This is a genomic window from Photobacterium sp. DNB22_13_2, assembly GCF_052873915.1.
Genome location: NZ_JBNNXU010000014.1, coordinates 46,784 through 68,681 on the forward strand (window position 1 = coordinate 46,784; position 21,898 = coordinate 68,681).

The window sequence follows — 21,898 nt, forward strand, 5'->3', positions numbered from 1 at the left end:
TCAACAGCAGGATAAATTGATGAGCCAATTGCCTAAAATAATTAAAACAAATTCATCGGTTAATCAGACGATGACCGTCCAGGTAATGGACGAGTATGGCGAGATGATGGAAAAAGAAATTGCCTGTGAACACCCGCTGACCGTGTATTTGAACTGGGTGGAAATTGTCACCCTGATGACGTTGGGTGAACGCCCTTCTGCGTTAGTACTCGGTTATCTGAAAAACCAAGGCTTCATTGAAGACATCGATGCTATTGAATCGCTAATCATCGATTGGGAAACCAACTCCGCCGCAGTCATCACCCGCGAGAATACCGACGGGCTCGAAAAAAAACTTGGCAAGAAAACCGTCACGTCTGGTTGTGGCCAAGGCACCATGTTCGGCAATGTGATGAAAAAGCTTGAAGGTGTCCAACTCCCACAGCCGCGAATTCCTCAGTCTAAACTGTATGGCTTACTTGAAGCTCTGACCCACCATAACGAAACCTATAAAGCCGCAGGTGCAGTCCATGGTTGCGCGGTATGTAAAGACACAAAGATCCTCTCATTTGTGGAAGATGTCGGCCGTCACAACGCGGTCGATACTCTGGCCGGTGAAATGTGGCTCAAAGGCGAAACTGGCGATGATAAGATTTTCTACACCACTGGCCGACTGACCTCCGAGATGGTGATCAAAGTCGCGCAGATGGGGATCCCAGTATTGCTCTCCCGCTCAGGCGCCACCCAGATGGGTTATGATCTTGCTCAGAAACTCGGTATTACTATGATTGCCCGTGCAAAAGGACACCGTTTCCAGGTGTACAACGGTATGGATAACCTCATTCTTGATATCAAGGGAGAGAACGATAGCCAATCGATAAAAGACTCACATAAGCCAACACATAAAGGCGATACCGATCATCTTCAGGCTGACCACCAGCAAGATGGTATTAAGTAATGGACAACGCTTATCCAGAGTTTATGAATGCTAAGCAAGTGGCTGAGTACCTCGACTTAAATGAGAAGAAAGTCTACGCACTTGCCAACGATGGGCTTCTTCCTGCAACCAAAGTCACTGGAAAGTGGTTATTTCCCAAAGCATTGCTAGATAAGTGGTTGCTGGAGTCCTGCCATAACGGCGTATTGAACGATCGGCTGTTGATTGCTGGCTCCGATGACCCTTTATTGCAAATGATTGTAGGTGACATGGCAAACAAACTTGGGAGTACGGCGCTTATTGGTTATACCTCAACCGGTACTCGCCAAGGCCTTGCCATGCTGAGTAAAGGCCATGTTGATATGTGCGCTATTCATTGGGGGCATGCAGAGGAAGCAGCCTTCCGTCATCCGGCGTTACTTCAGCAATATAGCGGCCATCGTAACTGGGTGCTCATCCACGCTTTTGAGCGTCAACAGGGATTGGTCGTCTCGCAGGAAATAGCTGACTGCGTCAATAACCGCTCGATCCAGCCTCAAGAATTAATATCCTCACGTTGGCGTTGGGCTTTGAGACAAGAAGGCGCAGGGAGTATGCGGGCGCTGTCTGAATGGCTCCATACGCATGCCTTTACTATCGACATGCTAACCAACGTCGATACCTGTAATAGCGAGCGTGAACTTGCATCATATATTGCCCGTGGTGATGCCGATGTTGGGTGCGCGAGCCAAAGTACCGCCGGCGAGTTCGGCCTCGGTTTCATTCCTCTTTGTACAGAGGCATTCGAGCTGGTGATCCCTAAAAACATTTATTTCAGGGATCTGCAACAAAAGCTGTTACACGCCCTGAACGACAGTAATATCCAAGGTAAAGGCGATCAGTTGGGGGGGTATAACTTCAGCCGCAGTGGTCAGCAAGTATGGAGTGGTAAGTAAGCGGCCTATCACCCGCAACGATATCGTCATTCGCCTGTTTTGCCAGGCCTTTAAAAGCAATTCATGTCTTTTCGGGGGGAGCCTTCCCCCTTTCCAGAAATCCCTCTTACAAAGGCCACACTGCTTGATAGCAAAAAGAGAGTCGATACGTTATTAGCCCGCACAGGAATGCCATCTTTTTAACAGCACAAACTCACCAGCGATCGAGTTTGCCATCAATTAGTCATAAAATCATCTAATCACGTCAATTGACGCTACCTAACACCAATTTGCCGGCTTTATCTACCCATTCATGCTGGAATATCATTCTTTTACAGATAGGCTAATCAATAAAGTCAAGCCAACCAAATCTTACATCCATATATATTTATTAATATTTATCATGTGTCATATATACGATATTTATCACTGGTCTGATGTGACAAATGAAACCCAAAACAGAAAAGCGTGAGCAATTACTCTAAAACGTAAAATTCCCCCTAGGAATCTTGATCTAGGCCACACTTTCTTAGGTTTTTCTTTGATGATTTGTGCCACCAGATGCACACTGAACTCGGTCATCTGACCAGTAAATTACTCTGCAATTGAATGTAAAATGAATACCGCGTAAGGAGTGGTCATGAATTATTTCATTACCGGCGCAACTGGATTTATCGGTTCTCAGTTATTACAACGTCTGGCTAAACGACCTGGTGATATATACATCCTCACCTATGACAAGATTTCTGAAGATAGACTGGAAGCTCTGTTAGAAAAACATCATCTGCCTAAGAACAAGTTCCACTGTATCAAGGGCTCGATTACTGAACCAAATTTAGCTATCTCAGCTGAAGATACGAAAAACCTGACAGGAAAAATTGATCAGTTCTTCCACCTAGCAGCCATCTATGATTTGACGGCTAGCGAAGAAGATATGATGCGCGCCAATATTGACGGCACTGAACATACGTTACGTTTTGCCGAGCGCATTAATGCAGGTTGTTTCCATTACTTCAGCTCAATTGCTGTTGCAGGCCAATACCGTGGCTGGTTCCGTGAAGATATGCTCAATGAAGCGACTGGGCTCGAGCATGCTTACTTCTCGACCAAGCACAACGCGGAAAAATTGGTACAAGAAACATCAACTATTCCTTGGCGTGCGTACCGTCCGGGTATTGTTATCGGTGATTCAAAGACGGGTGAAGCCGATCGCGTCGATGGTCCTTACTATTTCTTTAAGATCATCCAGAAACTACGCCGCGCTCTTCCAGAGTGGGCACCGCTTATTGGCCTTGAAGGTGGTCGCCTAAACTTAGTACCGGTGGATTACGTCGCCGATGCTATCGACCATATCTCTCATAAGCCCGAGCTGGATAACCAATGTTTCCATATCGTTGACCCTGACCCATACCGATCAGGTGAAGTGATCAACCTGTTTGCAGAAGCAGGCCATGCACCACGTATGGCAATGCGATTGGATATGCGCGTTTTCCGTATGATCCCTTCACATTTCTGGTCTCAGCTTGGTCAAGTACCAGCACTTAAGCGTTTTATCGATGCCATCAGTAAAGAGATGGATATGCCGCAAGACGCCTTGGGTTACTTCAATTACCCAACGCAGTTTGATTGCAGCAATACGCTAAATGCATTATCTGACAGTAATATTTGCTGCCCTCGCCTTGCAGATTATGCTGACAAAATTTGGGACTTCTGGGAACGTAACCTCGATCCTGACCTGCACGTTGAAAAAACACTGCAAGGTTGTGTGAATGACAAGGTTGTCGTTATTACCGGTGCGTCTTCAGGTATTGGCTACACCACCGCCATTAAACTTGCGAAAACTAAAGCTCGCCTAGTACTGATTGCCCGCGACCTTGACCGTCTACAGCAAACTCGTAATGAGATCGAACGTCTAGGTGGCCATGCCTCCATTTACCAGTGTGACCTGAGCCAGGATGAGCCATCGCAAGAAGTGATTAAGCAAATCAAGCATGATCACGGTAAGGTTGATATTCTAATCAACAACGCTGGCCGTTCAATTCGCCGTTCAGTAGAGAAAGCAACTGACCGTCTGCACGATTACGAACGTACTATGCAGATCAACTACTTCGGTTCACTTCGTATGATTCTGGGCAACCTGCCAGAGATGATCGAAGCGGGTGAAGGCCATATCATCAACATCTCTTCCATTGCGGTGTTGACCAATCAGCCATTGTTCTCGGCCTATGCAGCATCGAAAGCGGCTTTGGATACCTTTACACGTACCGCAAGTACAGAGCTAGGTGGCCAAGGTATCGACTTCACAACAATCAATATGCCGCTGGTTGAGACTCGCATGATTTCTGATCACTACCGTGAAGCTGAAGGGGGTATTCCACTACTTACTCCTGAAGAAGCGGCAGATTTGATCATCAAAGCGATTATCGAAAAACCAAAACGTATTGCGACCAAGCTTGGTCTGTTAGGCGCCTTCATTCACGGTGTTTATCCAAAACTGGGTGAGTTACTTATGGCAACAGGCTATAACCCAGAACATGGAAAGCATGACGGAGAAAATGCGGAGCCTAAACAACCTTCAGCAGATGTAGTAGCCATTAATAGCATCATGCGCGAAATACACATGTAAGGATGAGAGCAATGCAAGTTTCAGCAATACATGACTACAAAGAAGATCTTGATACCTTACTGCGTTATTTCAGCGAAGAAGAAATGATCGTTGAAAAATACCAAAAACTAGGTGGCAAGAACGTTCGAGTTACTGCACTAGAAGAGACTGCAGATGGCTTCCGTGCTGAAACCCAGCGTGAGATGCCAGCCAATGTGCCAGCCGTACTGAAAAGCTTATTAGGTAACTTTAATACTATCAAGCAGACCGAGTCATGGCACTGGCAAGAAAATGAGCAGCTGATCTGTAAACTTCAGATTGAGATCTTGGGTGTTCCAGCGACGATATCAGGTCAGATGGTGTTCAGTGAGCCAGCAACTCGTCCAGGTATCGCGACATCAAACCATGTCACTATGGATGTGAAGTCGGCTATTCCTCTTGTTGGCAGTACGCTAGTTTCTTTCATTTGCAGTGACATGAAAGAACAGATGCAAGCTGAGTATGACTTCCTGCGCGAAGTACTACCCCAACTAATTGGTGAAGAGCAATAACGTTCATCCCGTCACCTTCGGCAATCCCAAATTATGTTATTGATGGGGTTGCCGGATGTGAAGCTCGAATAACAAGGAAAAAATGATGAAAACCAAAGATCGGATTTTGTCAGTTAGTCTTGAGCTGTTTAATCGTGATGGTGTTAGCCAAGTCAGTACGTTAATCATCGCTACCGAAATGGGGATCAGCCCAGGAAACCTCTATTACCATTTTCGTGGCAAAGATGAAATTATTGCTACACTTGTCAATGAGTTACAAAACTCATTAACAACCGTTAGCAATGAGTATGCAAGTCAGGTCAAAGACTTTGATGATTACTGGCCCTTCATGCATACGGTAATGGCATTATTTACCCATTATCGCTTTTTGTTCAGAAACTTGGACAGTTTAAACGGCCAAAACCCGCAAATTAAGCGTAAAATAAGAACCCTACTCCTTAAGCTACGTCATCTATGCAATGACATGCTCAAGCACCTCGTAGAGTTGGGTAAGCTAAAATGCGATGAACAAAGCCTGCCGTTACTAGCGGACAACTTATTGCTCGTTAGCTTGAACTGGCTCAACTACCAAACGCTGCTTGATGATCATTACACTGAAAGTGAACTCGCTCGCTCAGGTGTACTGCGGTTGATCTCTTTGGTAGAGCCCTACCTGACTGATAACGCGAAGTCTCCATTCTTTACCCACAAAGATTTGGTAGAAGAGTTGGTGACCTAACACGTCAGGGCAACACTGAACACTTAATTTAAACACCCCGTTACCTATGGGGTGTTTATGTTTTCCCCGCCAAATATTTTAAAAAGCCATTCAAATTTAACACTTCGGGCGCTTTTACTTAACTGCAAATACACTATTACATTTTGAAATATGAACCTACGGTACAGTATGTCATTGTGCTATGAGACATTAGTTGTGGGTAAATGTGGATGAACGTTAAATTAGTTAAAAGCCTATCAGAATCAACAATCTGTATTGTGGTATTCTACACGTGCTTCCACTGGCTAATGGTGAGATTTGCCGGTGAGTTTTATACCGATCTCATGGGCAAATTTCTCCGTTTCTACCTCGTTTCCTCAACCTTGTTTATCATCCTAGAAATATTGCAGTTCTATCGCGGTAGTTCTTGGGGATACTTGGCTTATGCCTTTGCAACAACCGCCATCATGGCATCCTCCTTTGAGCCAAATCTGCTCAACGAAATGGCGCTCCAACTAATGATAAGTTTAGGTGCCTTAGGCTTCGTCATTTGTATGTATCAATGGTGGGAGGATAGAGATAGGAAAGATGAAAATTATTAGCCATCTGGATAATTAACAAAGAACTCACTTTACCACCGACTTGCACCAAGCTACCCTTGTTAGTAATTGTAAAAATCCGTTACGACAAACAAGGAGTGGTTTTGTTTCGCCATCTCAATCTACTAATGACTTTCAGTCTGGCCTTATTCATATCTACCTCCCACGCCAGCAAACTGGACCCTAATAACATTCAGACCGCGTCAGTCAGTACTTTCGTTACTGACTTGAAAACCAACAAGACGTTATTTCAAAAAAATACCGAAATAGTGATGCCCATTGCCTCATTAACCAAAGTAATGATGGCGATGGTTGTGTTAGATGCCAAACTCCCGTTGGATGAGGCAATATCATTTAAGAAAATAGATAAGGAAAGAATATATAACGGCTATTCGCGCATCAGAATGGACTCAACCCTTAACCGAGGCACTGCCTTGCATATTGCCCTGATGTCTTCTGAAAACCTCGCTACAGCGGCTTTAGCGCGGCAATACCCAGGGGGTTACGATACTTTTATCAAAGCAATGAACACCAAGGCCAAGGCATTGGGCATGACTGATACAGTCTTTGTCGATAGCTCCGGCTTAAATCCTGGCAATGTTTCAACGGCTGCTGACATTACCAAGATGATCAAAGCCGCTTATAAGTACCCCAAAATAAAAAAATACAGCACAACTCCGGTACATACCGCGTATTTCAAAAAGCCTCGGTACAAATTGGGTTATACCAACACAAATGCGTTAGTCAGAGGCCAGAAGTGGGATGTCGCGTTAAGCAAAACCGGGTATTTAGATATTGCAGGCCACTGCTTGGCAATGATCACGCACGTGGAAGGCAAAGAGCTGCTTATCGTAACTCTGGATGCTTATGGCAAGCTAACACCGATTGGCGATGCCGGAAGGGTTAAGAAGTGGCTTCAAAGTGGCAATAGCGGGAAAGTGTCAGAGTCAGCAATGCACTATCAAAAGCAAAAGCTCTCTACACTGACCAACTAATACCAATCTGGATAAGTAGTTGATCAAGTATTTATGTAAGTTGGTATAAAACGTGTCTTCAATTAAAGCTATAGCTCAGTTGAACCTATAGCAACAAACAGCACCTTAGTTTACATCGAGCCCTGAAAAATGGGCTCGGTATCCAACAGCTAGCTTTATCTAACAACTAAGCAGCTTAAACAGGTTCCCCTATAAATCCGCCTATTTAACGTCAATGCGCATGCTAACCGACCTTCTTATCTATCGACTCACCAGCCTCTTTAAATTTCTCTTGGATAAACCCCGCCATCAGCTTCATTGCCTCCCTTGCTTCACTCAGTTGATAAAACAACGGATAAACATGCGGTACCCCTTTCACGACATTTATTGTCACATCGTTACCGGCCTCACCCATTCGCTCAGCAAGATGAATCGCATCATCCATTAGCAACTCTTCAGTGCCACAAGTGATAAAGGTCGGTGGGAGATCATAATGATCGGCGTAATATGGCGATATATCGGGATCACAAGGGTTTTGCATCCCAATGTAATTGTTACGCATTAAGAGCAAGGTACTCAAATCAAAGAAAGGATCATCTTTACATTTTTTGAAGGCTGATTCGCCAGTCACGGCCATATCCGATACGGGCGACATCAAAATACCACCAGCAGGCTGTGGCAACTTAGCTTCGCGGATCCGTAACATGGTTGTCAGTACCAGGTTACCACCCGCCGAATCCCCAGCAAAGAATATCTGGTGAGGATGGTATCCCTTAACCAATAATCCTCGATAAACGGCAAAGCAGTCATCAGGAGCCGCAGGATAAGGGTTCTCTGGCGCCAAGCGATAATTAACCATCAACCCCCGAGACTTGGTGTAATTGGCAAGACGGGCTAAGAACGCACTATGTATTTTGGGACTGTTAAAGCAAAAACCCCCACCATGAAAATAGAGGATGATTTTGTTACCACTACTATTGGGCATATCTACCCAATCACAAGAAACGTCTGAGAAACGAGTCGGCGTGATTTCCATTCCCTTTGGCGCAGCAATAAATGGGCCATAGCTATCAACAGATGAAATAATATCTCTCATCCCTTCTGTTGATTCACAGTTTGCAAGGCGTTGCCGCATAATTCGGAATAAAACCTTGTTAAATGCCCTATTACGCCAACTCTCCATACTTCCCACCTTTCTTCACAATTCATTTACAAAGTTAGAATTAAACAAGGGGTTTGGTCAATATCTGGCAGCAAAAAAATGATTCTTTTCTAAAAGAAATGCCCATTATTCTGTTATTTAAGGTAAAAAAAATATTTTTATAGGATGTAAAAAAACTCTGCCAATGAAGGCAGTAAAAATAGTAAAAAAGGTGCGCGTGCATGGCCCACGCGCAACCTAAAGGCTTCACAACCTGCAGACTGGGAACGGTTGCTCAGCCCGGGGCTACTTATTGTCTGGCTGGCATAAACGTAGCCCCGTATTGGCAGTTACTCTGCTTCTGCCAACTTCTCAACGGCTTGAGTCAGTTTGTCGATTTTCTCGTCCATACGCTCAAGCTTCTCACGGTCAACGCCACTCAGACGATAGAACAGATCATTCATACCTGCTTCTACTTCTTCTGTTGCTTTTTCCGTGTTTTTACCAATACATTCTTTCGCTTGGATTTCAACTTCTTTACCGCGCTCAACAAGCTCATCAAACATCGTATTTGATTTCTCATTCAGCTGCTGAGCTTCTTCCAAGCTACGGCTGTAAATACCAAGGCCTGCTAACCAAACGTTACGTGCAATGCCTTCACCACTTTCTACGACATTTTTTGCCGCTTTCACTACTGTATTGCTGCTCATAATAATATCCTCTTGCGTTATCTTGCTTTAAGCACGCTCGTATGCTTATACCACTTCAGGTTTTGTACTTTCAGCTGGCTTGCTGACGTTTTGAGCCACCTGGTCTTCAGCTTTTGCCTTAGGTTCCGTAACAGCTTTAGTTGCTGCTACGGTCTGTGGCTTTACCGGCGCATCAGCCTCTTTCTTCTCTACCTCTGGTTTAGCAGCGGCAGGAACAGGCTGAGCAGCTTTCACGGTTTTACGACGTGCAACACTCGGTTTCTTGGCTACAGGCGCTGCTTTATCAGCTACCTTCGCGGCTGTACGCTTACGTGGTGCCGGTTTTTTCTCAGCTTGTGCCTGATGACGCTCAACTAGCGCTTCGATATTGGCTGTAAGCTGATCAATCTTGTCATCAACACGGTCGAGGCGTTCATTATCTAAGCCAATGAATTTCTGAACCATGTTATGCATGCGTTCTTCAATCGCGACAGAAGTCTGACTACGTGCAGTGTGAACTCGCTCTTTGGTTTTTGATTCAACCGCGCGACCACGTTCAATCAGCTCGTCAAAAAGGCTCTTGCCCTTGTCAGAAATCTGATTAACTTCTTCAGCGCTCTTAGCATAAGCACCAAGGCCTGCTAACCAAATGTTGTATACCATTGCGTCACGAATCTGCTCTTTGTTTGATTCTTCCGCAGTCTGTTTAAAAATGCCCATCAGTTTCCCCTCCATACTTTTGCGATAGTGCCAGCCAGTGGGTATTGCCTGACTGCTTGTATGTAATTTACGAAATTCGATTAGAATGTTCTCCCTAAAACAACACTTTATCGTTGTGGAGATAATGTTTTTGACGCTGATCACAGAGAGATAGAAGGAAAGCAAGAAGAATCATAGAGATAAAAAAAGAGCTCGGAATGAGCTCTTTGGAAAAATTTAAGGAGATATTGTAAATCAGCTCGCCAACAAATGCCTATCAAGCTGTTCAGTAATATGGCTTTCTATTGTTGGGCCAAAAAAAGCCGCAGCAAAACCGACAAGTTGAAGCTGAATGGTTATTTTACCTTCTTCGGCATGTAAGTAGCCTTTCGCTGCCGAGTGTTTGATGTGCATTTTATCGTCTTGCCAGGACCAAGTAAGGCCATACTCCTGTTCAAGCTGACCTGCAATTTTCTCGCTTAGCATAGTAATGTCATCATGTGCTCTGTCATGATGGCGTTCAATTAAAATCGTCACAGAAGTTCTCGCGCATTAGTGTATTTACTCAGTCACCTTTTGTTAACATACGGCCTAACCATAAAAATTTCTGTGGGCAAGATCTAACAAATTGAAATTTGTTGCAGATGCCTCATAGGAATAATCCTCACCTGTCAACGTTACAGGTGATTGATAACCGGTTAGCGCACACTACAAAATGCGACGTAGCAATGTCGGTAAAATAAGGCTAGCCCCAACAGCTAGTTTCGCACCTTTAACCGCATTTTGGTAAGGTTGTTTTTCTGATGATGTGAGAACGGCACCAATAAATAGCCCCACCCCTGCCATCTTTATTAATGTAGAGGGGGCACTAACGGTCATGTACCCACCAGCTGCCGCAACAACCAATCGCTGAAACTGTGTACATTCAATGGGCAAACCATGGGCTTCACGAACAAACTGCTCACAGTTCCGGTTAAATAAATTATAGGTCCGCCCGAGTTTTGAGGTCGCATAACGTACTGCTGCTCGTGGGTTTGATCCAATAATGTCACTCACCTCTATGCGTCGGCCTTCTGAGAATTCAGGCTCAGTTTCTCGCTCTATCCGCCGCCATTTTTTCGAATTATGAATCACATGGCCATACCCGTCTGCAATTCCGTAGTGCCAATAAGTACTACAGCGAATCCTCAATACCGTACCGGCCGGGAAATTTGCGTTCTGCATAAATACATCTATTCAAGTCGCTATCAGTACCGTAAAGCCTAGCTGTTGCTGCACAATAATGTGAAATTTGTCTCATTTTGGATAAGAACGAATTTTATCGGTCTATCATGCGACTTACCTTTGTTACCTTGCTTTCAATCCATTCGAACACTGCTAACATAAAATTAACGTCAAGATAATGACAGCTATTACAATAATTTTTTGACTGGCGACAATTTATTATGATCATAAAAAGTATTTTTTTGTTTTTGTTCATGGGTTTCACAATTGGGTGTCAATCAGTTCCAACGGTCAATCAAGATGACTTAAGCACACCAACAGCAACGGCTTCAGTCCAATCATTGCCTGCTGATGTCAATGACTTATGTGAAATCGATAGAGGATTATTTGCAGGTAGCTTTATTGCGACAGGCTCTGTTGCAGAACCTTCTCAAGACCCCGATATGTGGGATCTATTGGCCAGTGAATTCACAATGACAGTGCCTAATAACCGCACGATCCGTTATTATAAACGCTGGTATGTAAACAATCCTTATCATATCGAGAAGGTTACTGCCCGTGCCGAGCCTTTCCTCCACTACATATACCAACAAGTAAGTGCCCGTGACTTACCCATAGAGTTAGTACTCCTTCCTTTTGTTGAAAGCAGCTTTGATCAGTTCGCCTATTCTCACAAAGGTGCCGCAGGACTATGGCAATTCACTGAGCCTACCGGTAAATCATTCGGACTGGACATCATTAAAGGCTATGACGGCAGACGGGATATTATTTCTTCAACTGACGCTGCTCTGGATTTATTGGAATACCTTTACGATAAATTCGATGAAAACTGGCTCCACGCCATCGCCGCATACAATACAGGAGGTGGTCGAGTTAGAACGGCAATCAAGCAGAATAAAAAGCAGGGAAAGTCTACCGATTTTTGGTCTTTGAAGTTACCCAAAGAAACACGCCATTATGTGCCCAAACTGTTAGCGATGGCAGATTTAGTCAAACATCATGACCACCGTTATGACATCCCCCTCCACCCAATCAAGGCTGAGGCTGTTCTCGATGAAATAACAATAAGCAGAAAAGTGAAATTAGGTACGGTAGCTGCGTATTCAGGCTTATCCAGCAAAGCGTTGTATCATTATAATCCAGGCTACACCGCAGGTTATACTCGACGTAACAAGGATAACAAAATCTTAATGCCTATTGAGAACAAGACCTTGTTTTTTGAACACAAAAATGCCCGCACTTATGCCAGACAAACCTATGATGTATATGACATAAAAGTGGGTGACTCATTGAATCAACTCGCTAACATCAACAACATTTCTGTCGACTTACTAAAGCAAGTTAACAATCTTAACGGGTCCACTATCTTTGCCGGCCAAAAACTGCTCATACCTAAATTATCGATTAACGAATAATAAATGCCACGGTGTGCGAAGCGCTCTCACCGTGGCTTCGATCTTATTTAGTAGCAACCGCTACCAGAGTGGTATCTTTCTTGTCTGGAATATCGCTTTTTATCGGCGTGACATTTAGCTGAGTAATTTCCGTTGAGGTTTCATTGTACTGAAGTGAGCCACGACTATCTGCCTGTAGCAATGCTAATGCATGGCTTTCAAACAACGAGAGCGTCTTTAGATCTGCCTCATTATGGGATAATGATAACCCTATTAACACCCCAGCCACCAAGCACACTGGTGCAACCAAGTGCCTAACAACCAACATGCTCGCCATAGCGGCAACTGAAATTAACGTCGCCAGATAAATTCCCCCCGGTAAACCAGAGTAAAAAGCAATATAAAGAGCAAAAAATTGAAGCAAGGCTCCGAGTAATAAAACTGCTATTTTCATCGTGTCATCCGTAACTTGGCTTTTTCTGCAAGTATAGACATTGAAAAAATATTACCCGAAATATTTATGCGCAACCGGAATAAGTCATACAAATTGATAATGTGCACAATTTTATCAAATAGTGCTTTATTCATGAGAAATTTGATCTATGATGAAAAAGTGAAAAGAAAAACACAAAGATCTTCAATTTGTCATAAAAGGGTAATATATGCAGCATCAGGAAATGATTAATCCAACTCACACTGGCATCATCACGCGCACTGTATTTACAAGCTTTGCCTTTATGGTTGTTGGCCTTATTCTCATGTAACCACCTAACGGTAATTAGCAATGAAACTTTTACTATTAAAGCGTTCATTAAAGTAAAAAGGGCATGTTAACAACATGCCCTTTTTACTTTTCGTCACAATCAAATTGTTTCTAAATCAACAACCATCTTGTTGTTACTGTTGGCTTTTTCAGGTAAGTAAACGGTAAATACCGACCCTTTCCCTATTTCTGACTCCACCACAATATCTCCACCGATCCCGCTGACTATACCTTGGCTTACGGAAAGCCCTAATCCAGTACCACTTCTTCTGGTTGTATAAAATGGATTAAAAATGCGTTCTATCTGGTCTTCACTGATACCACAACCATGGTCAATGATCTTCACCATTGCCCCAATAGTTTGACCGCTCTCATCGAACCAGTCTTCCGTACAGACATGCAGCACGCCTCGATCGTCCATAGCATGAATACCATTCATTTGTAGATTCACGAGCACCTGAAGCATTTGGTGGCGGTTCACTTCGATACTGCAGCGAGCATTGAGCTCAGTATGAATCTCAACATCGAATTGCTTGGTTCCACTTCTCACCAGCGTTAAACTTTCTTCGACAATAGGATTCAAATGCTGCCAAATCACTTCATCTTGTACACCACCTTGCCGGCTATATTGCAATAGACTGCGGGTGATATTCCGAATGCGGTCTATCTGCTCATGAATGGCTTCTAGTTCCTCGCGAACTCGCTCGGTTTCACCACCTAACTCAAACTGCATCAGCTCTACGTTGCCCAAGATAACTGCCGTCGGGTTATTGATTTCGTGGGCAATACCAGCCGTAAGCTCGCCTAGTGCCGCTAACTTTTCACTACTCACCAATTTACTTCTGGCTTGATTAAGCAGTTTAATGTGCTGTTCTAACTCTTCGGTTTTTTCCCTCAGGCTCTGGGTACGCCGTTGTACCTTATCTTCCAACTGTACCGACGACTGTTGTATCGCTTCATTACGCTGATGCAATTGGTCTAGCATGGTATCAAACTGCTTACCGAGAATTTGTAACTCATGGCCACGGGTAAGATCCAAGCACCCTATTCGGCGATCAAGCCCTAATTGAATCGCAGATACAACCTGATGCATCTTCTCAATGGGCCTGAACAAATCTCGGGCCCCACGATACACAACCCCCCCTGAGATCAGCAAAACTATGAGGATCCCTACCCCAAGCTCAACTATATTGGTCAGGTAAATCTTAATCATTGGCCATTCTAGATAACCGGTGTAAAGCATACCGATAATATTGCCGTTGTAATCTTTCAAAGGCTCATACGCAGAGACATACCAGTCGTCATAGACAAAGGCCCGATCCACCCACATTTCCCCCAGCTCAAGGACCGATTCTTTTACATCATCTGAAACTCGCGTTCCTACCGCTCGCCCGTTCAATTGAGTGCTGTCCAAAGGCACATTAGTACTGACCCGAATATCACTCATAAATAGCGTAACGGTACCAATACTTCCTTCAGGCAAGGTGTCTGAGGCGTAAACCAAGTCACGAATACGGTCGACAAGCTGGGTACTGTTATTGAGTAAAATGCCACCATCGACAATCCACTGTAAATCACCGTGTTGGTTAAATATCGGTATTAAACTGCGGCTTATCAAACCATCAGATACCAAAGTGTGTTCACTAAGCAATGGTATTTGCGCCCGAGCTGGGAGATCGGAATGAAGATAATCCAGCTCATAAGAGGTTAAGCGCTCGAAAAAGGTTTGCTCCAGGCCTTTTTGCAATAATTGACGATTGGCTTTCGGGAACTCTCCTAATGCTGAAGCTGGGTGGATCACCACAAAATCCAGATCGTATTCGCCGGCTTGCTGCTTAACCCAGTCAATCAACTGACTTTGATCTTCCCTTAGCAAGGTCTGAAACTGGTAAGACTCTGTCAATGAGCCCAGTCGCATCCGCTGCTCTTTTTGCAGTAGTTCCATACTATGGTGTGCAACGGCCAAATCTGCTCGGACGTTCATCAGCGCATTCTGCCAGGTGTACATCACCGTCCAATACATGGTCAAAGCGATCAACGCCAACAAGGTAATGACAATGGGCACAGAGGTTAGCAGGAGTAGCCGGTAACGGACCATCGTCCGAAAGCGTCGAACCCAAATCGCAATGCATTGTTTCATCGTTGGCCTTATTGTTCCGTTGCACTCAGGACTTCATCTGTCCATTCCTTGAATTTGCGCTCCAGCGTTTTACGAGCAACACCGAGCTGTCTCGCAGCAGCCGATTTATTCCCTGCATGGGAATCAACAACCTGCATAATGTGCGCCTTTTCAACGTCCTTCAAGCTCCAGTCGCTTGGGTAACAGAAGGTTGTCTCCCCCCCCTCACTGTCATGGCAGCGGCAAGGCTGATGGCCCGCACTGTCCTCCGCTAATATTTCATCTGGCAATTGCCCACCCTGCGTGACAGGGTCACCTTCCGCATAGCTACCAGCAGGCGCCTCACCTGCCAACTCCCGCCAGTAATCTGCCGGTGGTTTACCCAGCAATAAACAACGCTCCATCATATTTCGCAGTTCACGGATATTGCCTGGCCAGTCATAGGCTTGCATGGCTTTAATATCTTCATGCATCCAGTTCACTGGCTTAGAGCCAAGATCTTTAGCTAACTGCTGGGTAAAGTGATGGGCCAGAGCCGGAATGTCATCTAACCGTTCACGCAATGCCGGTAACTCAATCGTTAATACATTGAGACGATAATAAAGATCACGACGAAAACGCCCTTCTGCCACCTCTTCTTTTAGGTTTCGGTTAGTGGCTGCCACGATCCTAACATCGACATTCACTTCACGTTCGGCACCGACTGGACGAATGGCTTTTTGCTCCAAGGCACGTAACAGAGAAGACTGCATCGAAAGCGGCATTTCACCGATTTCATCAAGAAACAGCGTACCATTGTTAGCCACACGAAATAGGCCCTCGCGCCCTTTCTTGGCGCCAGTAAATGCCCCCGATACATGACCAAACAATTCACTTTCAAGTAGATCCGGCGCTATCGCACCACAGTTCAATGGAACAAACGGACCGTTGCGATTACTCAACTGGTGAAGCGCACGGGCAACCAGTTCTTTACCCGTTCCCGACTCACCTTCAACCAGCACTGCAGCTTGGGAAGGCGCTATTTGGCCAATCAGTTTTTTCATCGACAGCGTACTGTGGGCATCTCCAATAATATCAACCGGATAACTTCGCTCTACATCACGCTGCAGAGCGAAATTCTGCCTTTCGACCAAACGCCGCTCAATACAGCGCTGCACCGACTGCATCATCTGATCCAGATTGAACGGTTTGAGAATAAAATCTGATGCGCCGGCCCGTAATGCCCTAATAGCCGTTTCCAGGTCGGCATAGCCAGTCATGAAGATCACATCACTACGGCGAGTTTGAGGATCAAAGGCTTCATGCCATTCAATCCCTGAACGACCAGGTAAATTGATATCAACAATGAGCAGATCAAAATGGCAACGCTTACGAAGCTCTTCTGCTTCCTCGATGCTTCCTGCTACATCAACTTGAGCAAATTGTTTGCTCAGCGCTTTTTTCAAAATGGCGCGCATTCCCGGCTCATCATCAACAACCAGAACAGAAACCGCAGACCATGACACTGACGCATTTTCAGACATAAAAACTTAAATACATTATGGTTATAGTGGTGAGACATTTTGTCCCAGTATCATTCTCTCTGTCAAAGATGTTTCAAAATGTTTTTCCAACAATGTAAAGAGTAACTTTTATTTTGTTTTAAATCATTATCTTATACATGCGACCAGAGGTATTATACGCAACAAGTTCAAGTTGGCATTTGATTTGCTTATTGACTCGTTCATAGCGATGGGGAATATCTCTTTTGGAGAGCTCCGCTTCACTTGCGTAAAATAAATGATAAATGACGTTTAGTCAGGAAGACCTATGAAACTATTAAAAACGACTCTTATTGTATTAGCCCTTGCTTCTTCAGCAGCAATTCAAGCTGCAGAGAATATGACGGTGCGATTGGCGACAACTACCAGTACATATCACTCTGGCCTATTGGACTACTTACTACCTGAGTTTAAAAAAGACACCGGATACACTGTAGAAGTCCTTGCCGCCGGTACCGGTAAGTCTCTACGCATGGGTGAAAATGGGGATGTCGACTTGGTGATGACCCACGCCCCGAAAGCAGAAGCAGTTTTCGTTGAGAAAGGCTTCGGTGTGCTACCACGGAAATTGATGCACAACGATTTTGTCATTGTTGGCCCTAAATCTGATCCAGCCGATATCACTGATGTAAAAGAAGTGACACAGGCACTTAAAACCATCGCCAACGACAATGAAACCTTCATTTCTCGTGGTGATGATTCAGGCACCCACAAAAAAGAGCTTGAACTTTGGTCGCAAACTAAAATGGAACCAAACTTCGGTGGCTACAAAGCGGTTGGTCAAGGTATGGGACCGACACTGAATATGGCATCTGAATTACAAGCCTACACCATGACTGACCGTGGTACTTGGCTGGCATACCAGAACAACCTTGACCTTAAAATCGTTCTGCAAGGTGACGCTCGCCTGTTCAACCCTTACCAAGTCATTCTGGTGAACCCAAGCCGCTACCCAGATATCAACTACCAAGGTGCGAAATCATTCAGTGATTGGCTGGTCAACCCGAAAGCTCAGGCTATGATCAACGGCTACGAGCGACATGGCGAACAGCTATTTGTCGCGGATGCTATTGCTCAGTAAATGGATATCTGGCAAACCACACACCAAGCGATCCAACTACTCATGAGCGGTGATACCGCTCTGTGGGGGATCGTTGGTGTTTCATTTTCGGTTTCTCTGCTGGCAATTGGCATTGTGCTATTGCCAGCAATGCTGATCAGCTTTGCCCTCGCCTATGGTCGCTTCCCTGGGCGTTGGCTGATTTTGTCTTTGTTTAATACTTGCCAATCTATCCCTACCGTGGTGATCGGACTGTTGCTTTATATGCTACTTTCACGAGCAGGCCCGCTGGGCGATTGGAAAATGCTGTTCACCCAACAAGCAATGATATTGGGGCAAATACTGATTTGTTTGCCGATACTCGTGTCTATGATGCATGCCGCTTTTCAAAATAGTGATAAACGGGCATGGGAAACAGCACTGACATTGGGTGCCAGCTTGCCAAGGGCCTTTATGAGCCTGATGTGGGAAAGCCGTTTTCCTCTGCTTGCCGCAGTCATTGCCGCATTTAGCCGAGTGATCACAGAAGTTGGCTGTTCCATGATGGTTGGTGGTAATATCCTCAATTCGACACGGAATATACCAACCGCCATTGCATTAGAAAGTTCCAAAGGGGCGTTTGCACAAGGTGTTGCCTTAGGAATGGTGCTGCTGATTTTGGCATTAGGGCTAAACTTCTTCCTATCTATTGCGCGTGGCAAAGCCCACCTGCGTACGAACTAAGCCGGAGAATTTGATGACACATCTCTCTATCGAGGCCACAGACCTATCGGTTAGGTTCAAAGACCGGCTCTTATTCCATATCCCTAATCTTGTTCTCGGACCAAGAGATGCCGTTTACCTAAGCGGCGATAATGGCGTAGGTAAAACAACTTTGCTGAAAGTCCTCAGTGGATTGCAGCGCCCGACAACAGGCTCTCTAAACATCAATAAACCATCTATTTTACGACGCTTATTCTGCGCTCAGTCCAATAACGGGGTGATTTATATGCATCAAACCCCTTATATGTTCGATGGAACCGTGCTTAATAATGTCTGTTATGGTCTTAAATTCACCGTTCGAGAACGCCGTAGCAGACGAACAGAGGCAATCAATGCCCTTCGTATGGTAGGCTTGGAAACATTGGCCGATGAACATATTTCTGTACTTTCTGGTGGTGAAAGGCAACGAGTGGCTATGGCTCGAGCATGGGTGATTAAACCCGCGGTGCTGCTGATGGATGAATCCAGTGCTAGCCTTGACCAAGAGTCAACCGAGCGCTTGGTTGTCCTATGCAAAGATCTTCTGTCTCGTGGTACTAGCTTGGTGATCACAAGCCACCAAAAGAATGCACTGACAGAGCTGTGCCGTCGCCAATGGACTATTTCTGATTCCCAACTCATTGAGCGCGCTGATCTTCAGCTCGTTGACGAGGACAATAATAAGTATGCCTACGCCGGATAACACAAGCTGGGTCATTTTAGCTGGTGGTCAAGCCAGCCGAATGGGTGGAAACGACAAAGGACTAGTAACGCTTGCTGGGCGAGCAATGATCGAACATGTCATCGACATCCTTGGTACACAAACCTCTTCAATTACCATCAACGCTAACCGAAACCAAGACACCTACCGTCAATACGGTACTGTCTTTGGTGACCACATTAAGAATTACCCAGGCCCTCTGGGTGGTATGCATGCAGCCCTTCATCACCTTGATACGGAATGGGTTGGTTTTGTTCCTTGCGATTGCCCGGCCCTGCCCGCCGATCTAGTCACCCGAATGAGCAATGCCTGCGATAGCAATACCGATATTGCGGTAGCCCATGATGGTGAGCATATCCAGCCGGTCGTCACATTGGTTAATCGCCGCATTTTGCCCAAGTTAGAGCAGTTTTTGGATAATGGCGACCGAAAAATCATTTTACTCTATCGACAGTGCAATATGATCACCGTTGACTTTAGTGATCAACCTAATGCCTTTGTAAACCTCAATACGCCTGAAGAACTAGAACAATTCGGACAAGCATTATGAACCCTATTCAATCTACCCTGCCGATACTTGGCTTTGCCGCATGGAGCGGAACAGGTAAAACGACACTGCTAGAAGCGATGCTGCCTAAGCTCGTTGAACAGGGCATTCGTGTCGCTGTAATCAAGCACGCCCACCATAACTTCGATATCGATAAAGAAGGTAAGGATTCCTACCGCCTTCGTAAGGCGGGCGCGGCACAGATGCTAATTTCTTCTCGCTACCGCCGCGCGATGATCACAGAGACACCGGAAGATGAAGCCAACCTGCCACATCTGATTGCCCAGCTCGATCTCAATGCACTAGATCTTATCCTGGTTGAAGGTTTCAAACAGCTCAGCTTCCCGAAGATAGAATTACACCGTGAAGAAATCGGCAAACCATGGTTGTTCACAGAAGATAGCAATATTATCGCCGTTGCCTCTGACACAAGTGCCGAGACTGACCTGCCACAACTTGATATCAACGATCTCGATAATCTCACCGGATTTGTAGCCCAATTTGCCAAGACGAAATCGGCTCAATCACTCAATTGCAGCGATCTTGACCCATCAGGCATGCTATCAGTGGCTGAAGGCCGAGATCGTATTTTGAGCCAGATTGTCCCACCTACCGCGCAAATCACGGTGGAACTTAAAGCGGCACTGGGACAAATTGTCGCTGATGATATTTTATCACCCGTGAATGTGCCCCAGCACACCAATTCCGCAATGGATGGCTACGCCGTTCGAGGTGATGATTTGGACCGAGACAGCTATCAAGTTGTCGCACAAGTTATGGCAGGTCATAGCTATGGCAAGCCGCTGAACACTGGTGAGGCCGTTCGGATTATGACTGGTGCACCTGTGCCGGAAAATGCCGACACAGTGATCATGCGTGAGCAAGCCACTCAAAGTGGTGACAGCGTCACCTTCAATTTGAGCATGGGTGCAATAAAGCCAGGTCAGAACGTTCGCCAAGCAGGTGAAGACTTGGCTATTGGCCAAGCTGCTGTACAGGCAGGAAAACAAATCACGGCACCTGAACTAGGTATGATCGCGTCACTAGGGCTAAATTCTGTGGCTATTCGACCACAAATCAAAGTGGCAATGTTCTCAACTGGTGATGAAGTTCAGCACCCTGGTGAAGCTCAAAAACCAAATTGCATTTACGATTCAAACCGATACACGCTGCATGCAATGCTAAGCAAAATCGGTTGCGAAGTGATTGACCTCGGTATCATTGAAGACAGTGAGCAAGCCCTCGAAGCTACGTTGACATCTGCGAGCCAACAAGCAGATCTCATCCTCTCTTCAGGCGGTGTTTCGGTTGGTGATGCCGATTACATCAAAACGGTTCTCGATAAACTCGGTCAAATAAATTTCTGGCGTATCAATATGAGACCGGGTCGACCTCTCGCTTTCGGTCATATTGATACCACCCCGTTCTTCGGTCTGCCGGGCAACCCTGTCGCTGTAATGGTCGCATTCATGCAGTTTGTCGAGCCAGCTATTCGCAAGCTTCAAGGGATACCTGATTGGCAAGCACCGTTCTTTAATGCGGTTGCCGAAGAAAAGTTACGTTCTCGCCCTGGCCGCACAGAATACAGCCGTGGCACTTTCGGTATAGATGCCAACGGCCGCCTAACGGTAAGAAGCGCCGGTAAACAAGGTTCGGGGATTTTACGTTCAATGAGCGAAGCCAACTGCCTGATCGAGATTTTACCAGAGCAACCGGGCGTAGATATTGGTGAGAAAGTGCGAGTAATTCCGCTGGAAAACCGTATTTAATCGATCAAGAGATGAAGGTAAGGTCTCTGCCCTGTAAATTTACAGTCGCAGAGACTACCAGCCTGAGAGTTTGCTGCATATAACCAATACGGTTTAGCCGTTTGGCCTTATTATGAGCACTCAGCAAACGGCGTTTAAGCCACCGTTTACTGAGTGCTTATTTTTTTGCAGCTTCCATGCTACTTTATTTTTCCTGAGCTTCTACACGTCTAGAAGATGGTTTTATCGTGCTAC

Annotated in this window: 21 protein-coding genes; 13 read left to right on the top strand and 8 right to left on the bottom strand. The window is 45.3% G+C overall.

All coding sequences use genetic code 11. The features are described 5' to 3' along the window. Positions 1-19: 19 nt before the first annotated feature. The 7 genes from fdhD to pbpG all read left to right on the top strand — a co-directional run bounded on the left by fdhD (position 20) and on the right by pbpG (position 7,277). The gene (gene fdhD / locus ACVA58_RS18730; RefSeq protein ID WP_446511882.1) at positions 20-937 is read left to right on the top strand and encodes a formate dehydrogenase accessory sulfurtransferase FdhD; all 918 of its coding nucleotides are present in this window, start codon (positions 20-22) and stop codon (positions 935-937) included. Continuing rightward, entirely contained in the window at positions 937-1,851 is a 915-nt protein-coding gene (locus tag ACVA58_RS18735) for a substrate-binding domain-containing protein (RefSeq protein WP_446511883.1), read from the top strand. Before fdhD ends, ACVA58_RS18735 begins: the two co-directional genes overlap by 1 nt. 619 nt (positions 1,852-2,470) lie before the next feature. Then, positions 2,471-4,456, top strand: a complete 1,986-nt coding sequence (locus ACVA58_RS18740) for an SDR family oxidoreductase (protein WP_446511884.1) — start codon at positions 2,471-2,473, stop codon at positions 4,454-4,456. Positions 4,457-4,467: 11 nt separating this feature from the next. Beyond that, positions 4,468-4,986 (top strand): DUF2505 domain-containing protein, encoded by a 519-nt coding sequence (locus ACVA58_RS18745; RefSeq protein WP_446511885.1) that lies wholly within the window; start codon positions 4,468-4,470, stop codon positions 4,984-4,986. Positions 4,987-5,068: 82 nt separating this feature from the next. Next, the gene (locus ACVA58_RS18750) at positions 5,069-5,704 is read left to right on the top strand and encodes a TetR/AcrR family transcriptional regulator (protein WP_446511886.1); all 636 of its coding nucleotides are present in this window, start codon (positions 5,069-5,071) and stop codon (positions 5,702-5,704) included. A 209-nt stretch (positions 5,705-5,913) separates the two neighbouring features. Further along, entirely contained in the window at positions 5,914-6,285 is a 372-nt protein-coding gene (locus ACVA58_RS18755) for a hypothetical protein (protein WP_446511887.1), read from the top strand. Positions 6,286-6,386: 101 nt separating this feature from the next. After that, positions 6,387-7,277, top strand: a complete 891-nt coding sequence (gene pbpG, locus ACVA58_RS18760) for a D-alanyl-D-alanine endopeptidase (RefSeq protein WP_446511888.1) — start codon at positions 6,387-6,389, stop codon at positions 7,275-7,277. A 223-nt stretch (positions 7,278-7,500) separates the two neighbouring features. On the opposite strand, the gene ACVA58_RS18765 is transcribed toward pbpG, so the two are convergent. The 5 genes from ACVA58_RS18765 to ACVA58_RS18785 form a co-directional block, all read right to left on the bottom strand. After that, the gene (locus ACVA58_RS18765; RefSeq protein ID WP_255043561.1) at positions 7,501-8,439 is read right to left on the bottom strand and encodes an alpha/beta hydrolase; all 939 of its coding nucleotides are present in this window, start codon (positions 8,437-8,439) and stop codon (positions 7,501-7,503) included. 308 nt (positions 8,440-8,747) lie between these two features. Continuing rightward, positions 8,748-9,107 carry a phasin family protein gene (locus tag ACVA58_RS18770; RefSeq protein WP_428652340.1) on the bottom strand — a complete coding sequence of 120 codons (360 nt, stop codon included), beginning with the start codon at positions 9,105-9,107 and terminating at the stop codon, positions 8,748-8,750. 45 nt (positions 9,108-9,152) lie between these two features. Beyond that, entirely contained in the window at positions 9,153-9,806 is a 654-nt protein-coding gene (locus ACVA58_RS18775; protein ID WP_446511889.1) for a phasin-related domain-containing protein, read from the bottom strand. Between the two features lie 234 nt (positions 9,807-10,040). Next, positions 10,041-10,322: a polyhydroxyalkanoic acid system family protein gene (locus ACVA58_RS18780; RefSeq protein WP_446511890.1), complete on the bottom strand. Its 282-nt coding sequence runs from the start codon at positions 10,320-10,322 to the stop codon at positions 10,041-10,043. 171 nt (positions 10,323-10,493) lie between these two features. Next, positions 10,494-11,009, bottom strand: coding sequence for a lecithin retinol acyltransferase family protein (locus tag ACVA58_RS18785; protein WP_446511891.1), 516 nt, complete (start codon positions 11,007-11,009; stop codon positions 10,494-10,496). Between the two features lie 221 nt (positions 11,010-11,230). Between ACVA58_RS18785 and ACVA58_RS18790 the strand changes: the two genes are divergently transcribed. Beyond that, positions 11,231-12,424 carry a transglycosylase SLT domain-containing protein gene (locus tag ACVA58_RS18790; protein WP_446511892.1) on the top strand — a complete coding sequence of 398 codons (1,194 nt, stop codon included), beginning with the start codon at positions 11,231-11,233 and terminating at the stop codon, positions 12,422-12,424. A gap of 43 nt (positions 12,425-12,467) precedes the next feature. Here ACVA58_RS18790 and ACVA58_RS18795 read toward each other — a convergent pair whose 3' ends face one another. From ACVA58_RS18795 to ACVA58_RS18805, 3 genes are all read right to left on the bottom strand, one after another. Next, positions 12,468-12,857: a hypothetical protein gene (locus ACVA58_RS18795; protein WP_446511893.1), complete on the bottom strand. Its 390-nt coding sequence runs from the start codon at positions 12,855-12,857 to the stop codon at positions 12,468-12,470. A 409-nt stretch (positions 12,858-13,266) separates the two neighbouring features. Continuing rightward, entirely contained in the window at positions 13,267-15,306 is a 2,040-nt protein-coding gene (locus ACVA58_RS18800; RefSeq protein ID WP_446511894.1) for a sensor histidine kinase, read from the bottom strand. Between the two features lie 8 nt (positions 15,307-15,314). After that, positions 15,315-16,808: a sigma-54-dependent transcriptional regulator gene (locus ACVA58_RS18805; RefSeq protein ID WP_446511895.1), complete on the bottom strand. Its 1,494-nt coding sequence runs from the start codon at positions 16,806-16,808 to the stop codon at positions 15,315-15,317. 286 nt (positions 16,809-17,094) lie between these two features. Here ACVA58_RS18805 and ACVA58_RS18810 point away from each other — a divergent pair, with 286 nt between their 5' ends. The 5 genes from ACVA58_RS18810 to ACVA58_RS18830 are packed head-to-tail and all read left to right on the top strand — an operon-like array spanning position 17,095 to position 21,664. Beyond that, complete coding sequence (locus ACVA58_RS18810; protein WP_446511896.1) at positions 17,095-17,907, top strand: substrate-binding domain-containing protein; 813 nt, start codon at positions 17,095-17,097, stop codon at positions 17,905-17,907. Then, entirely contained in the window at positions 17,908-18,609 is a 702-nt protein-coding gene (locus ACVA58_RS18815; protein WP_446511897.1) for an ABC transporter permease, read from the top strand. It abuts the gene before it with no gap. Positions 18,610-18,622: 13 nt separating this feature from the next. Next, positions 18,623-19,330, top strand: a complete 708-nt coding sequence (locus ACVA58_RS18820) for an ATP-binding cassette domain-containing protein (RefSeq protein ID WP_446511898.1) — start codon at positions 18,623-18,625, stop codon at positions 19,328-19,330. Next, entirely contained in the window at positions 19,314-19,898 is a 585-nt protein-coding gene (gene mobA / locus ACVA58_RS18825) for a molybdenum cofactor guanylyltransferase MobA (protein WP_446511899.1), read from the top strand. The genes ACVA58_RS18820 and mobA overlap by 17 nt, the downstream gene beginning before the upstream one ends. Next, positions 19,895-21,664, top strand: coding sequence for a bifunctional molybdopterin-guanine dinucleotide biosynthesis adaptor protein MobB/molybdopterin molybdotransferase MoeA (locus ACVA58_RS18830; RefSeq protein WP_446511900.1), 1,770 nt, complete (start codon positions 19,895-19,897; stop codon positions 21,662-21,664). Before mobA ends, ACVA58_RS18830 begins: the two co-directional genes overlap by 4 nt. Positions 21,665-21,898 lie beyond the last annotated feature (234 nt).